Source organism: Xylanibacter caecicola (genome assembly GCF_013166515.1).
GTDB lineage: Bacteria > Bacteroidota > Bacteroidia > Bacteroidales > Bacteroidaceae > Prevotella > Prevotella caecicola.
This window is the reverse complement of the sequence record NZ_JABKKJ010000001.1, coordinates 355,151-369,596: the sequence shown is the minus strand read 5'-3', so window position 1 is coordinate 369,596 and position 14,446 is coordinate 355,151. Positions and strand designations below refer to the sequence as shown.

Below are 14,446 nucleotides of genomic sequence, written 5' to 3'. Positions count from 1 at the left end.
GCAATGAACGGACTAATAACAGACACCAACACGGGCGACCTGCTTATCGGCAGGGGCAAACAGGCCGAAATTACAGGCTGCGAGGCGCAGGTCTGTGAAAGCGTGCTGCTGGCCATGCGCGGCGAGTTCAAAGAATTTCCGCTGCTGGGTGCCGAGGTGCGCCAGCAGTTGGGCGGCTGTGTCGACCCGTTCTGGCCGCAGGAAACAAAAAAAATGCTCCGAGCCTGTAAGGTGGCCGCCGAAACGGTCAGACTGAACGAGGACGGAACCTTAACAATAGAGTAAATGAAAGTAACGGTAAAAGACAGGCAGAGCCTTTTTGACGTGGCCATCCAGGTGCTGGGCAGTGCCGAGGGCGTGTTCGCCCTGTCAGAGCGCAACGGGTTGAGCATTACCGACCGCCTGACGGACGGCCAGGAGCTTGAGTATGACCTGGGCGACATCGTGGACAGCCGCACGGCGGAGCTGGTGGCGGCGCGTGGCATCTGTCCTGCTACCGAGATACCGAGCACAGACGAGCGGGCACTGCTGCTGCGTGTGCGCTCTATCCACGCGCCGAACATCTTACCACCGCCGCCGCTTGTGCGCCCTGGCATCATTACGACCATAGGCACCATGTACGACAGCGGCGTAACGACACAGCAGCCTAAAGCCATGGGAGTGGCGGCAGAACCCGAGGAGAACGTATTAAACGACGTACTGAACGAGGCCAAGAAAGCCGCCGCAAGCAATGAGCCGCCACCGAACAAGAGCGGCCAGGCTGTAACAAGCATATTTAGTAATGAATTTAACGACAGTTTCGCATAATGGAAATTACAAACATCACGCTCAAAGACTTTGACAGGCTGACGCTCCAGGAACGGGCGGCAGCTATCCGCGACGCAGTGGCAAACAAGGCCGTAACGCCCCACATGGTGGGCGCGCTCTTTGCCGACCTAATAGACACCTGCGGCGACATTCGCACGGCTTTGCAGCTCTTTCTCAACACCAACGTGCCCGAAATTACGCAGGACATCGACAAACGTCTGGCAGGTGCTGACGAAGCGGCCACAGCTGCAACAGTGGCAGCCCAGCGTGCTGAAGCTACCCGTCTGCTGGTGGAAGAACTGACGGCCACCCTGCAAGCAGAGGCAAGCACCAAGCCCGCCCCCAAACAGGTGGTAATAGACTACTGCCCGACGGAGGTAACGCTGGCCGAGGGTGTGCACCCGCAAATTAAAGCGCGTGCCGTGCCTGGCTATGGTGAGGGCGGCGTGCTTTTCATCGCAGACAACCGCGCCTTAATGATAACTCCCGACGGCATCATCACGCCGACAGCAGCAGGCACCACCGTGGTGAACGCTGCCTCGGTCTATAAATCGACTGTTTACAAGCAGCTGACCATAGCCGTGGTGCCGCCGCGCATACGCACCACATCATCAGGCACCATGCGCCTGGACGCAAACGGAAATATAAGACTGACATAATGGCTACACAATACCAGAACTATAAAAGCGACTTTGTGCTGCGTGAGTCCTTTGTGGACATCACAGGCAAAGCGGTGCCACTGCCTACCGACATAGACTTCACGCTCCGCTATTGGACACAGCACGGGCGTGAGTACGTCGCCAGCAGGCAGGGCGGCGTTTACACCAACTGCACGCCAGAGGGCGGCGACCTGCTGGTCTTTTTCAAGGCGCACAACCTCTGCGAGGGTGAGCTGCACCATGAACTGCATTTGCAGCTGGATAACCCAGCCTTTGAGGGCGGCGTGCAAAACGTCTTTTACCCTGCTGACCTGCACATCCTCTTATGGGATAAGCCGAGCAGCACCGACAAGCAGGGCAGTGCGCTGGTAGCTGACTACACCCGTGGCAACGCCTTTACTTACGACGACTTCACGCCCGAACAAATCGAGCAGCTGCAACGGCCAGCCCAGGAAGCTGCCGACCGCTACGACAAGGCCATGGCCGAGTATGACACGAAAGCCAGCGAGCAGGTGGCGCGCATCGAAAAGTCGGCCACCGAGCTGGAGGGGCTTGTGGGAAAATTCGGGAGTGAAAGCGCGGAGCTGGTCGCCACCATGAACAGCACCACCGACGAGGCGCGCAAGGCCGTAGAGGCGGCAGAACAGCGCACGGCGGCAGCTGTCAAGGCAGCCACCGACGCGGCAGCAGAAGCCCAGGCAGCCAAACAGCGGGCAGACGAAGCGGCACAACGTGCGGCCACCGCACAGAACGCCGCAGCAACAGCAGCGCAGGAGGCGGCCACAGCCACACGGCAGGCACAGACGGCCACCGACGCAGCCAGCACGGCCAAGCGGGAGGCAGACGCGGCAGCACAGGCCGCACGGTCAGCTGCTGGGGACGCGACATCAAACGCCCAGGAGGCGAGGACGGCAGCACATGAAGCCCGCACCGCCATAAGCACCCTCGAACAGGTAACAAACGACGGGCGCAGCATTGCGGAACGTGCAGAGGCAGCAGCAACGGCAGCCACCGAGGCAAAGAAAGCCGCCGACACAGCCACGGCAGCGGCCAACAAGGCAAAGGCCGACGCGGACACAGCAGCCGCAGCAGCCAGGAAAGCAAAGCAGGACGCAGACACGGCCACAGCGGCAGCCATAGCGGCGGCGCAGCGTGCAGAGGCCGCCACGCAGGCAACAGAGCAGCAGCGCGCCATACTTGAGGCACTCATAGAACGGGCGCAGCATGTAACCGCTGGCGTGCCTACGGGCATGGAGGTGGAAAGCCCCGCCACTGTTACCATGGGCAACCCCGTGAAGCAGTATGTGCGCGGCAGAGTTCTGCCGACATCTGCCCTGCAAAATGTCCTTTACCTGTCAGACGGCAGAGCGGTGGACGTGCTGCCAGACGGTGAAATCGTGCCGAAAGCGGCAGGCACCAGCAGGGTGCATGTCATACCGACAGACGGCACACGCTTTTATAAGACTATCCAGGTGGAAACGGTAGCCCCACGCATCAGAACTGCGGGCAGCACCATGCGCCTGGACGCACAAGGAAACATACGTTTAACATAAATAAAACATCAGTAAAATGGCTTTTACATCAGAACAGGAGCAGGGCATCAAAGACATGCTGACTGCATTTCAGAACGGTAAGCGCATTAACGACCTGCCCGAAGCGACAGGCGCGCTTAAAGACATGAGCGTCGAGGTAATGGACGAGACGGGCGAAACGCGCCGCATGGAGCTGGCCAAGGCCATAGAACAGGCAGGAAACCCCATAGCTGGCCGCTACTGGAACGAGGCTAACAACACCAGCACGGCAGCAGGCTACTACGGCAGCCTGGACGCTTTGCGCCAGCTGCCCGAAAAATTGGGGCTGGGGCGTTATCTGGTAACAGACGACCGCAAGAGACGCAAGCTCGACCCATTCGATAGCACCCGTTATGCTGACGGCACACCTGCCGCCCTGGACGGCACGCAGGGGCAGTGCATGTGGTGCTGGAACGGTTTTTACGCCAACATCTGGAAAGAGGGCAACAACCTTATCAAGGCCGTAACATTCGACAAACCCGTGGGCAACGGCGTGAGCATCTGGGTACCCGCTGGCGGTATTTCGTGGCTGGGTGCTGGTGTCATGGACAGAACAAACCAGAAGCTGTGCAGCCTCATTTCAGACGCAGAGCAGTACCGTGGCGGCGGTGGCGCAGCTCTTAACCCTGCCAGCTACGCAAAGGCACCAGCCGCAGACAGCCCGCAAATTACCATGCTGGGCATGGCGGCCACCAACATAAGCACGACCAACTTTGGCAACTTTGCCCGCAAGCGTGGGCAGGGCTGGGAGGCTAATTGGTTTGTAGCCCGTTTCGTCGTTGAGTTCCTCTTTGAGGTCATCATGGGAACCGAGAACAGCCAAGCAGCATTTAACGCCGACAAGGACGAGAACGGCCTGTATCAGGGCGGCTTTGGCACGGGCGTAACCGACATGCAAGACTGGGGCGGCTATAATGGCTATTACCCGCTCATCCCTACCAGCGTCGGCCTGGAGGCAGGCGACGGCGTTTGCCTGGTACCTTTCAGCCTGCCGCAGACAGAGGGAACAGAGGGCGAAGCATACAAGACATTTAACGTGCCTGTATTCTTTGGCCTGGTACATGCTGGCTTTGGCCACCTCTGGAGGTGGACACGCGGCCTTATCATGGACGCAGGCGAGGAGAAGTCGCTGGTCTATGTAACCCCAAGCATGTACGCGGACTATGACCCCGCCACGGTAGAGGATAAAATCCTTGTGGCCGAGTGCCCGCAGGTAGAGGGGTACATCAAGCGCAAGAGTTATCAGGGTTTGTGCTGTATGCCCACAGAGGTAGGAGGCAGTGCGACCATTCGTTTTGCCGACTATTTATACACGAATGCCAAGACCTCTAAGGGTCTCCGTGTCCGTGCTGCTGGCGGTGACGCGAACGATGGTGCGTTTGCGGGCGCGTCGTCTACGTATACGCTTAACGCGGCTACGAATGCGCTTGCGCTCTACTCCGCGCCGCTCTGCTATTTTGAGGAAGACCCTGTCATCCCCGAAAGTCAGAAAATAGGATAAAGCGAACTTTGAAAGCATGGAAAAAGCCAAACGGCGGGGCGAGGGCGAAAGCGACCAACCCCGCCGTCAGGCGGGTGAAAAATTTTAGTTCTGCAACATAAACGGGCTGCCACGTTTGGCAGCTGGCGGCACCTCTCTGCGTGGTAGGTCTCCGTGTCCGTGCTGCTGGCGGTAACGCGAACAATGGTACGAATGCAGGCGCGTCGTACACGAATACGAATAACACGGCTACGAATGCGAATGCGAACTACTCCGCGCCGCTCAATTTTGCATAAAGAAGAAAAAAGGAAATAAGCTATTATGAGGTGAGCCATGCCCCATGGCAAAAAACAACAACGTAAAAAGGGTGTTAGTAGGGCGCAAGCATCGAAAGCTCCCGAGTATGCAAAGCAGACTAAAAACATGCACAGCATTATAATGAATGAAACGCATAGGCTATTTATTTGACAAGGTTTGCGACCTGGATAACCTGCGCATGGCAGAGGCCAACGCAGGAACAGGCAAAGGCAGCCGCCAGGAGGTGGCACAGTTCCGCGCCAATCTGGAGCAGAACCTGGCAGAACTACGGGCAGAGCTGGTAAATAAAACCTACCACACGTCCGAATATACTTGCTTTATCAAACATGAGCCGAAAGAGCGCGTAATTTTTAAGCTGCCTTACCGCGACCGTGTGGTGCAGTGGGCTATAATGCAAGTGCTGGTGTCTATATGGACACCTATTTTCACCAGCGACACATACGCCTGTATAAAGGGGCGCGGCGTGCACTCTTTGCTGGTGCAGCTGCGTAAAGACTTGCGGAACGACCCAGAGGGCACGAAATACTGCTACAAGATAGACATCCGCAAGTTTTACCCGTCAATAACGCACAGCATACTGAAGCAGGTAGTGCGGGAACGTATAAAAGACCCCGACCTCCTTTGGCTGCTGGACGACATCATCGACAGTGCGGACGGTGTGCCCATTGGCAACTACATAAGCCAATACTTTGCAAATCTGTATCTGGCGGAACTTGACCACATAGCCAAGGAGCAGTGGGGCGTAAAGTATTACTACCGCTACGCGGACGATATAGTCATACTTTCGGACAGCAAAGAGTTTTTGCACGGCATACACACCAAAATGGTGCAGTACCTGGCAGAACACCGACGGCTGGAGCTAAAGCCAAATTATCAGATTTTCCCCGTCGAGGCGAGAGGCATTGACTATGTGGGCTATGTCGTAAGGCATAACTACTGCCTTGCCCGCAAACGCAACAAAAAGGCTCTGTGTAAGATAGTGGCCAAGTTGCGCCACAAAGGGCTGACAGGCGAAGAAATCAGGCTGCGCGTAGCATCAAGGCTGGGCTTTATAGTACATGCAGACAGTAAACATTTAATAAACATTTTAGGCGTGAAAAAATTACATGAAGTTAGAAAGACCCCAGGCAACCACGGGCAAATGGTGGGCGACAAGCTCCACATCGACAAAATAACGGGGCGGGAACTCCACCTGCTGCGCTATGAGCTTACGCCGTCAAAGATGAACTCGGGCGACTGTCTAAAGTTCCAATATGAACTATATGAGCAGCTGCGCGACGACAAAGGCCAGCCGCAGATCGACGAACACGACCAGCCCGTCATGGGCTGGGTTAAGCACATCACCTTTACAGGCTCCAAGACGCTGGCCGAAGACATGGCCGACCTGGACTTGTCAGAGCCTGTGCAGTGCCAGATAGTACGGCAGCCGTGCGGCGACAGAAAAGACCGCGCATTTTACAAGCTGGAGGAATGGAACGAGCCGCAGCAAGCGGTCGGCCAGGAACCTGTACCAGCGAGCCATTAAAAAGACATTTAACAACCATTTAACAACTCATAAAAATGAACACAGCATTTAACCCCCAGCGTCAGAACTATGCAAAGTATGACGACAAGCATTTCCTGCTTTTCCTCAATGAGCAGGAAGCGGAACAGACCAACGAGAACGGCGACACCGTTAAGGGCTACACCTACACAGGCAACCGCCCCGACGGCTCCACGCTCATAGAGGCCACGGACGTAACCGAGGAAAACAAGCGCAGCAAGTTTATTGCTGGCCTTATCGGTACCGAGTACACCACGGACGACCAAATCGCCCTGCTGGCCAACGGCGAGGACAGCAACGAACACGCCGAGGAGCTGGCCATTTTCCACGAAAACAGACGCATGGCAAAAAAGGCCGTGGACGAACTTTTGGCACGTAACATCTAAACCCCTGCACAATGGCACGCACAGTAAAAGAAATAAAAGACGCTATGACGGCCACGTTCTGCCAGGAGCGTGCCGTTGTATCAGCATACGGCCTGAACCCTAAGAAAACCTTTGACCAGCAGTTCAGCAGCGTAAGCATTGAAAACATACTGTTTTACTGCTTTGCTTTCGCTGTCTGGACGCTGGAGGTGCTTTTCGACAAGCACCGCGAGGAAGTGGAAACGAAAATCGAGCAGCTGGAGCCTCACACGCTCCGCTGGTACGTGCGCAAGGCCAAGGCGTTTATGTATGGCCGCCAGCTGGTGCCAGACGCAGACTACTACGACACTGCCGCCATGAGTGAAACGGACATCGACGCTGCCAGGGTGGTAAAATACGCCGTGGCATCAGAGAGTAACACAGTGGTGTATCTGAAAGTGGCCGCCCGCGACGACAAAGGACAGCCCACAAAGCTGAACCCGTCGCAGTTTGCCAGCCTCACCAGCTACATGAACACCGTAAAGGACGCAGGTGTGGCCATTAAGCTGGTAAACGAGGACGCGGACAAGATACAAATCAGCATGGTGGTGTATTACGACCCTACGGCCATGGACAGCAACGGAACGACCAACGACGGCAAGGAACCCGTGGTCGAGGCGGTTAAAGCTGTCATTACCAACCTGCCGTTTAACGGTGTCTTTCGCAAAAGCGACCTGCTGGCTGCCGTTACTGCCGTGCCTGGCGTGGAAGTGGCCGACGTGGAGCGTGTGCGCGTGAAGACGGCCAACGCTGCCGCATTTATGGACGTGGTGGGCTACGACAAGCCTTACAGCGGCTATTATGCCATAGACAGACTTAACATCACTTACAACTCCTACGACGCATTAAATAACCCGACAGCCGAATGATTTACAAAATAGATTTTAGGCGGTTATTTATCAACCTGCTGCCCACGTTCCTGCGACAGCCTGTCATTTACGGCATGTTGCACGCTGGCGCGGTGGTGCTGGGCGATACGACGTATCAGAGCTTTACCGACGCACGCGAAGAACATAACTACAAGCTGAACCATAACGGCCAGGTGTGCTATTTGCGGGCGGTCTTAAATGACGCTTTCGGCGGCGGCTTTGATATTCTGGAGGTGGAGAGGCGGGGCGACTGGCTCTACGCCATTACAGAGAACGGCACGGGCATTTTGCTGACCGTCGGCGAAGACAGCAACGCCGCAGAGGTGGCGGGCGGCCAAAAGGTGCCGTTGGTCTATAACGAGGCACTGCTGAACGCCACGCAAAACAGCTTTATAGTAAGCGTGCCTTATTCCATATACCAGACGAACCTCCCAGCGGTGGCCGCCCTGGTAGATAAATACAAGTTAATCAGTAAACGCGCCATTTACGTGGCGAATAGTTAAAACAAAAATTATGCAAACAGCATCTTATACAACAGTGAAGACAGCGACGGGCGGCGAGGGTAAATACCCGCTTTCTACCCAAACGCTGGAATTTATACAGCAGCAAATTTTACTGCTGCAAGAAATAGTCGCCATTTGCGGCGGTAAGGTCATTATAAGAGAGCCTGACGGCACCAACACGGGGCTCCTGGCTCTTAACGGCGAGGTGCTGCACATAGCAGCCACCCCGAAGCTAACAACGTCTATAAAATACGTGTTAGTTACCACCAAGAAGACCGACATCCTGGCAGACGGCGAAACATACAAGGAAGCCCGCACGGTGCGCACGGCCAAGTTCTCCGCGTCGCAGTCCACTGCCGACAACGTGGAGACCTACAAAATAGGCGACTTTGTGAAGCTGACCTCAAACTCCACGCTGGCCGAAAAGGTCAATAATATGCCGTCCATAGTCCTGCAATACCTTTCGGACACCCTGGCAAGCAAGCTCGACCGCCTGACGCTCACAAACGCGACACAGGCGCAAATAAACGGCCTGAAAAATGCCTGCGTGGTGAACTGCATAGACAGCGTGGCCGTTCTGGGCTTTAAGAACTACTGCCTCACAGTTAAATGTGTCGGCAGCGGTGTGGTGGAACAGGTACTGACCACGACAGAGGGCGCAGAGTATTACAGAGCATATAACGCGGCCACGAAAAAGTGGTCGGGCTGGTCTGTCATTTCCGACAGTATGCACATAGAGGTCAAGAGCGTGGGCAGCACTCTGTATGTGCGTCATGGCGTGCTTCCCGTAGATGCAAAAATCATCTTACTGCGCAAAAAGAAGCGCAGCGGCTGGCGCAGAACAGGCGGGGACAAGTCCTACACCCAGAACAAAGGAAAGAGGCAGAGACGGCAAAAGAAGCTGCAATATGTCCACTTTAAGGGTGTCATATTGTCAAAGGGCGAACCTGGTAAATGGTATGTACCCAAATGTGTGGACGTAAGAGACAAGAACGTCGACGCTAACCTCATAGACAGGGAGGTCAGCTCCATAGCTGGCCTGCTGGTAAAGCAGAAGCAGCCGAACAAGAACGGCGGCCTTGTCTATAAGCTGGCAGGTGTCCGCAAGTACCTGACCAAGACAGAAACGGGCAAAAACTTTAAGCGTAGCGGCTACATAAACATGGCCGTCCAGGTGGCGAAGCTCAACGACAAGTGGGGAAAAGACGCAGGCGGCGAACTGGCGCGCTTTAAGCTGCGAGTCGCGCCCAAAAAGGTGTATGCTGGCTCGTCTGGTGGTATCTTTACGCCACAGCACGATAGATATAAGCACGTTTATATACGCACGTTTTCGGTCGAATAGGGACAAAAAAAGATAGTGGGGAGAAATCCTCACTATCAAGTCCCTGCGGTCGTAACTCAATGTGTGCCGTGCTCAAATTCCTGTTTTTTCAAGGTCTTTTTTAATGAAATCACCAAATTTTCGGAAGCCTTTAGCTCCACGCGGGTAATTCCAAGTGCAAAGGGACGACGTTAAACGATGCGGACTGAACCCTATTAAGGCCAAGCCTGTGTTTCAGGGTTGGGCGCAGCAAGTTGCCCGGACAGTCCCCACATTCCAGGGACGAGCAATAGACCGAAGCCCAAATAACATGCTGCAAAATTAGTCATTTTTGGCAAACTGCGCAAGCAAACATGGATAAAATCAGTATATTATGAATGAAAAAAGTATTTAAGACATCACCGCTGCCGTTTAGAGGGCAGAAACGCTACTACATTAAGCGGTTTAGCTCTGTTCTGGAGCAGTGCGAAGACATTACAACAGTCGTCGACCTTTTCGGCGGCTCTGGCCTGCTTTCACGCGTGGCAAAAGACAAACTGCCAAATGCCCGCGTAATTTACAACGACTTCGACCACTTTAACAAGCGCGTGGAAATGATAGACCGCACAAATGCGCTCTGCGCCGAAATTGCGCCGCTTGTCAAAGGTGTGGAAGATAACAAGCGAATACCTGACGACATAAAGCAGGAGTGCTTAAAGCTCATGCGAAAGTATGAGCAAACAGGAGCAGTCGATTATATCACGCTTTCTGCGTCGCTGCTGTTTTCTGGTAATTGGGCAACAAGTTACGAACAGTTTGCAAAGCAGACGTTCTATAACAGAGCTGTAAACACACATTACGATGCAGCAGGTTATTTCGACGGGCTGGAAATTCGGCATCAAGATTATAGGGAATTGTTCGCAGAGTTCAAAGACCAGGAAAATGTGCTGTTTATTCTCGACCCGCCTTATTTGCAGACAGAAGTAACAGCGTACAAAAGCGACACATATTGGCAGCTGAAAGACTATTTAGACGTGTTAAACATGCTGAAAGGCACAAAATATGTCTTTTTCACGTCTGGAAAGTCCCAAATAATCGACCTTTGCAAGTGGATAAATACAAACTTTCCAAATGCAGAGCTGCTGAAAGGTGCAGAACTTTGGGAGCAAAACAGCAGAGTGAACGACTTTAACAGCTACAAAGACATTATGATTGCGAAAGTATCAGCATAAAACGCCCAGAAAGGCCACAGAAATGGCCGACAAACGCTTTGAAATGTTTTGCTGGTAAGTTGTGGGGCAGAGAAAGAAAAGAGTGCGACAAAGGCTTAAAATGCGCTGCGTGAAATGAGGCGGAAAGCTGGAGCCGAAAGCTGGGACGAAAAGCCAAACGGCAGAATAAAATAAACGCTGGTTAAAAGCCTTTCAAAAGGTCTTTAATCAGCGTTTTTATGTCGTTCAAATTCTTTCCAATTCTCCAAACATTGGAAAGAAAAGCCGTTTTTTTTGAGAGAAAAAAGGAAGCGAAAAAAAGAGAGTTTTTGCTCGTTTCGTTTTCAAAATGCTGCTCGTTTCGTTTTCGCGATTATACGGACGCTCCAATTTGCCCGACCGACATGCAAAAAACATTAAAGAATTGCCGTTTTCTACGTGAAATGTCGCACTTTACACTCCAAAACATGGCATTTTACACAAGAAATTGCCATACTTTGCAATAGAAAGTTGCCTGATTTCCACCCGAAATCAGGCAACTTTCTCATTCCGGACACCGCTCTTTATTGCACACTTTGGCGTAATCAAAAGTAACGCACAACATAACAACAACTTACAGTTGCACGCGCATTTTCGCGATTATTTACACACAAAAGAATTTTATTTTGAAATATCGCAAATACAGGAGGTGCGGTTTTATCAAAATGTAAGCATGAAACAGGCTTCTTGAACAATATGTTTTTATCCCGAACTCGCGTAATAATAAAACAGGAACTGAGCAAAACAACTGCAGCCCGAACTTGCTTGAAATCGCTGATACGCAGTTCATAAAATACGGGAAATATTCGTAAACACAACTTTTTCGAACAGAGGGTCAAACTTTTATATAAAAAATATATTATAATCATGGCTTTTTCGTAACTTTGCATTCCAATTATATATTAATGTACATTAAACAATATGGCTGAAACAAAGAAGATAAAGACGGCACTTGTGTCGGTTTTTCACAAAGACGGTTTGGATGAGTTGCTTGCCAAGCTTAACGCAGAAGGTGTAAAATTCCTCTCGACAGGAGGCACACAGAAGTTCATAGAGTCGCTTGGCTATGAGTGTCAGGCAGTTGAAGACGTAACGACATATCCCTCGATATTAGGCGGACGCGTAAAGACACTACACCCGAAAGTGTTCGGAGGCATACTCGCACGCCGCGAAAATGAGGGCGACCGCGAGCAGATGAGACAGTACGAGATACCGGAAATAGATCTCGTGATTGTAGACCTCTACCCCTTCGAAGACACAGTGGCAAGCGGAGCAAGCGATGCCGACATTATAGAGAAAATCGACATAGGCGGAATATCACTGATACGTGCCGGAGCAAAGAACTTCAAAGACGTTGTCATCGTACCGAGCAAAGCAGAATACGGCATACTGCTTGACATTCTGAACAAGAAAGGTGCTGAGACAGACATCGAAGACCGCCGTATGTTCGCAACACGCGCTTTTGGTGTGAGCAGTCATTATGACACGGCTATACACGGCTGGTTTGATAAATGAAGAATGAAGAATGAAGAATGAAGAATGTTCCGCATGAACAACATCTGCGGGGCTACATTTTTCTTTCTGCGTTCTCTTCTTCAATATAAAGACAGGGATTTTAAACAAAAAAACGATTAACGGAATGCAGCGGAAGAAATCCTGAGTATCAAGCCGCACGGCAATGATATTCTTCATTCTTCATTCTTCATTCTTCATTTATAAAAAACAAATGGGATTTTTTTCTTTTATACAAGAAATTGCAATGGACCTCGGTACGGCAAACACAATCATTATCAGCGATGACAAGATTGTTGTCGACGAGCCGTCGGTAGTAGCCCTCGACCGCAGTACAAACAAGATGATTGCCGTGGGAGAGAAGGCAAAGATGATGTATGAGAAGGCACATGACAACATACGCACGGTGCGTCCGCTGCGCGACGGTGTCATAGCTGACTTCAGCGCATGCGAACAAATGATGCGCGGACTAATAAAAATGGTTCATACGGGCAGCCGTCTTTTCTCACCGTCGCTGCGTATGGTGATAGGCGTGCCGTCGGGTTCGACCGAAGTAGAGCTGCGTGCCGTACGCGATTCTGCCGAACATGCCGGCGGACGCGACGTCTACCTGATATTCGAACCTATGGCAGCAGCCATAGGTATAGGCATTGACGTAGAGGCTCCTGAAGGAAACATGATTGTGGACATAGGTGGCGGAAGCACCGAGATTGCCGTAATATCACTCGGAGGCATCGTATCGAACAACTCCATACGCACCGCCGGCGACGACCTGACGGCAGAAATACAGGACTACATGAGCCGCCAGCACAATGTGAAAGTGAGCGAGCGCATGGCAGAGCGTATAAAGATACATGTAGGTTCGGCGCTTACCGACCTCGGCGAGGATGCTCCGGAAGACTACACCATACACGGTCCGAACCGCATAACGGCGCTTCCGCTGGAAATTCCGGTATGCTATCAGGAGATTGCCCACTGTCTGGACAAGACAATCGTGAAGATAGAAAACGCCGTATTGTCCGCTCTCGAGAACACACCGCCCGAACTTTATGCCGACATTGTTAAGAACGGTATCTATCTTACAGGCGGAGGCGCATTGCTGCGCGGTCTCGACAAGCGTCTTACGGACAAGATAAAGATACAGTTCCACGTAGCGGAAGACCCGTTACACAGCGTTGCCAAGGGAACGGGAATTGCCCTTAAGAACGTAGACCGTTTCTCATTCCTTATGAGATAACGCCATTATTCCATACGGTTCATGACTTATTGTCCGGCAATTATGCCATATCGGCAGCACTGACAACAGGTCATGAACCGTTAATAACGGTATACAGACTATATTGCGACAAACATGCGTAACCTGATAGCATTTTTTGCAAAATATCATCACTGGTTTCTTTTCGCGTTTCTGGAGATTATATGTGCTGTACTGCTGTTCAGATATAACAGCTATCAGGGCAGTGTATACTTCTCGTCGGCAAACGCCGTGGCGGGCAAGGTATATGAATGGAACTCGGCTATAGAACATTATTTCAGCCTGACAAAGACCAACAGACAGCTCACGGAACGCAACCTGTATCTGGAACAAAAGGTAAAGATGATGTCGGAATATATGGCATCGACTGAGAAAAAAGGCGCCAACCGTTTGCAACGCAGTCAGATGCAACTGCTGGGTGCATACAAGCTGATACCTGCCAAGGTAATTACCAACTCCACAAACAACAGCAACAATCTCATTACTCTCGACAAGGGCACCGACGACGGTGTGCGCCCGGACATGGGCGTGGCATGCGGCAACGGTGTGGTTGGCGTGGTGTATATGGCATCACGACACTACTCTGTAGTAATTCCTGTGCTCAATCCCAGATCGAACATCAGCGTGACGATACGCAAGCGTGGATATTTCGGCTACCTTCATTGGAACGGAGGAGCAAAAGACCTTGCATACGTAAACGACATTCCGCGGCATGCTAAATTCAGACTTGGCGACATTGTGGAGACAAGCGGATATTCATCAATATTCCCACCAGGAATAATCGTAGGTCAAATTCTCCATGTATACAACTCAAAGGACGGGCTGTCATATCGCGCCCAGATTAAGTTGACCACCGATTTCGGAAACTTGAGAGACGTGTGCATAATCGACAACAGCGCCATGGAAGAGCGTATCGAGATGATGAGGGCGGCGCAGGACTCGCTAAAATCAAAGGAAAACCAAAGAAAGTAAAAC

Annotated in this window: 14 protein-coding genes; all 14 read left to right on the top strand. The window is 52.1% G+C overall.

Annotation, left to right across the window (positions count from 1 at the left end):
* The first annotated feature begins 3 nt into the window (after positions 1-3).
* The 14 genes from HPS54_RS01520 (at position 4) to mreC (ending at position 14,443) form a co-directional block, all read left to right on the top strand.
* Positions 4-285, top strand: a complete 282-nt coding sequence (locus HPS54_RS01520; protein ID WP_172324833.1) for a hypothetical protein — start codon at positions 4-6, stop codon at positions 283-285.
* A gap of 72 nt (positions 286-357) precedes the next feature.
* On the top strand, positions 358-807 hold the full coding sequence (locus HPS54_RS01515; RefSeq protein ID WP_172343717.1) for a hypothetical protein: 450 nt from the start codon (positions 358-360) through the stop codon (positions 805-807).
* Entirely contained in the window at positions 807-1,466 is a 660-nt protein-coding gene (locus HPS54_RS01510; protein WP_172324837.1) for a hypothetical protein, read from the top strand. Before HPS54_RS01515 ends, HPS54_RS01510 begins: the two co-directional genes overlap by 1 nt.
* A gap of 479 nt (positions 1,467-1,945) precedes the next feature.
* Positions 1,946-3,019 carry a hypothetical protein gene (locus HPS54_RS01505; protein ID WP_172343716.1) on the top strand — a complete coding sequence of 358 codons (1,074 nt, stop codon included), beginning with the start codon at positions 1,946-1,948 and terminating at the stop codon, positions 3,017-3,019.
* A gap of 16 nt (positions 3,020-3,035) precedes the next feature.
* Positions 3,036-4,538 carry a hypothetical protein gene (locus tag HPS54_RS01500; RefSeq protein ID WP_253951901.1) on the top strand — a complete coding sequence of 501 codons (1,503 nt, stop codon included), beginning with the start codon at positions 3,036-3,038 and terminating at the stop codon, positions 4,536-4,538.
* Between the two features lie 421 nt (positions 4,539-4,959).
* Positions 4,960-6,360 carry a reverse transcriptase/maturase family protein gene (locus HPS54_RS01495; protein ID WP_172324841.1) on the top strand — a complete coding sequence of 467 codons (1,401 nt, stop codon included), beginning with the start codon at positions 4,960-4,962 and terminating at the stop codon, positions 6,358-6,360.
* 35 nt (positions 6,361-6,395) lie between these two features.
* A complete protein-coding gene (locus HPS54_RS01490) occupies positions 6,396-6,764 on the top strand; it encodes a hypothetical protein (protein ID WP_172324843.1) in 369 nt (122 codons plus the stop codon).
* Positions 6,765-6,775: 11 nt separating this feature from the next.
* Entirely contained in the window at positions 6,776-7,651 is an 876-nt protein-coding gene (locus HPS54_RS01485; protein ID WP_172324845.1) for a hypothetical protein, read from the top strand.
* The gene (locus HPS54_RS01480) at positions 7,648-8,154 is read left to right on the top strand and encodes a hypothetical protein (protein WP_172324847.1); all 507 of its coding nucleotides are present in this window, start codon (positions 7,648-7,650) and stop codon (positions 8,152-8,154) included. Before HPS54_RS01485 ends, HPS54_RS01480 begins: the two co-directional genes overlap by 4 nt.
* 10 nt (positions 8,155-8,164) lie before the next feature.
* Positions 8,165-9,496 (top strand): hypothetical protein, encoded by a 1,332-nt coding sequence (locus HPS54_RS01475; RefSeq protein ID WP_172324849.1) that lies wholly within the window; start codon positions 8,165-8,167, stop codon positions 9,494-9,496.
* 356 nt (positions 9,497-9,852) lie between these two features.
* Complete coding sequence (locus tag HPS54_RS01470; RefSeq protein ID WP_172324852.1) at positions 9,853-10,686, top strand: DNA adenine methylase; 834 nt, start codon at positions 9,853-9,855, stop codon at positions 10,684-10,686.
* A gap of 939 nt (positions 10,687-11,625) precedes the next feature.
* Entirely contained in the window at positions 11,626-12,219 is a 594-nt protein-coding gene (locus HPS54_RS01465; protein ID WP_172343715.1) for an IMP cyclohydrolase, read from the top strand.
* Positions 12,220-12,430: 211 nt separating this feature from the next.
* On the top strand, positions 12,431-13,453 hold the full coding sequence (locus tag HPS54_RS01460; RefSeq protein WP_172343714.1) for a rod shape-determining protein: 1,023 nt from the start codon (positions 12,431-12,433) through the stop codon (positions 13,451-13,453).
* Between the two features lie 114 nt (positions 13,454-13,567).
* Positions 13,568-14,443 (top strand): rod shape-determining protein MreC, encoded by an 876-nt coding sequence (gene mreC / locus HPS54_RS01455; protein ID WP_172343713.1) that lies wholly within the window; start codon positions 13,568-13,570, stop codon positions 14,441-14,443.
* Positions 14,444-14,446 lie beyond the last annotated feature (3 nt).

What these genes read in the sequence shown, in the direction of transcription:
- HPS54_RS01520 (WP_172324833.1), top strand. Translation starts at nt 4, where the DNA reads ATGAACGGACTAATAACAGACACCAACACGGGCGACCTGCTTATCGGC.
- HPS54_RS01510 (WP_172324837.1), top strand. Translation starts at nt 807, where the DNA reads ATGGAAATTACAAACATCACGCTCAAAGACTTTGACAGGCTGACGCTC.
- HPS54_RS01505 (WP_172343716.1), top strand. Translation starts at nt 1,946, where the DNA reads ATGGCCGAGTATGACACGAAAGCCAGCGAGCAGGTGGCGCGCATCGAA.
- HPS54_RS01500 (WP_253951901.1), top strand. Translation starts at nt 3,036, where the DNA reads ATGGCTTTTACATCAGAACAGGAGCAGGGCATCAAAGACATGCTGACT.
- HPS54_RS01495 (WP_172324841.1), top strand. Translation starts at nt 4,960, where the DNA reads ATGAAACGCATAGGCTATTTATTTGACAAGGTTTGCGACCTGGATAAC.
- HPS54_RS01490 (WP_172324843.1), top strand. Translation starts at nt 6,396, where the DNA reads ATGAACACAGCATTTAACCCCCAGCGTCAGAACTATGCAAAGTATGAC.
- HPS54_RS01485 (WP_172324845.1), top strand. Translation starts at nt 6,776, where the DNA reads ATGGCACGCACAGTAAAAGAAATAAAAGACGCTATGACGGCCACGTTC.
- HPS54_RS01480 (WP_172324847.1), top strand. Translation starts at nt 7,648, where the DNA reads ATGATTTACAAAATAGATTTTAGGCGGTTATTTATCAACCTGCTGCCC.
- HPS54_RS01475 (WP_172324849.1), top strand. Translation starts at nt 8,165, where the DNA reads ATGCAAACAGCATCTTATACAACAGTGAAGACAGCGACGGGCGGCGAG.
- HPS54_RS01470 (WP_172324852.1), top strand. Translation starts at nt 9,853, where the DNA reads ATGAAAAAAGTATTTAAGACATCACCGCTGCCGTTTAGAGGGCAGAAA.
- HPS54_RS01465 (WP_172343715.1), top strand. Translation starts at nt 11,626, where the DNA reads ATGGCTGAAACAAAGAAGATAAAGACGGCACTTGTGTCGGTTTTTCAC.
- HPS54_RS01460 (WP_172343714.1), top strand. Translation starts at nt 12,431, where the DNA reads ATGGGATTTTTTTCTTTTATACAAGAAATTGCAATGGACCTCGGTACG.
- mreC (WP_172343713.1), top strand. Translation starts at nt 13,568, where the DNA reads ATGCGTAACCTGATAGCATTTTTTGCAAAATATCATCACTGGTTTCTT.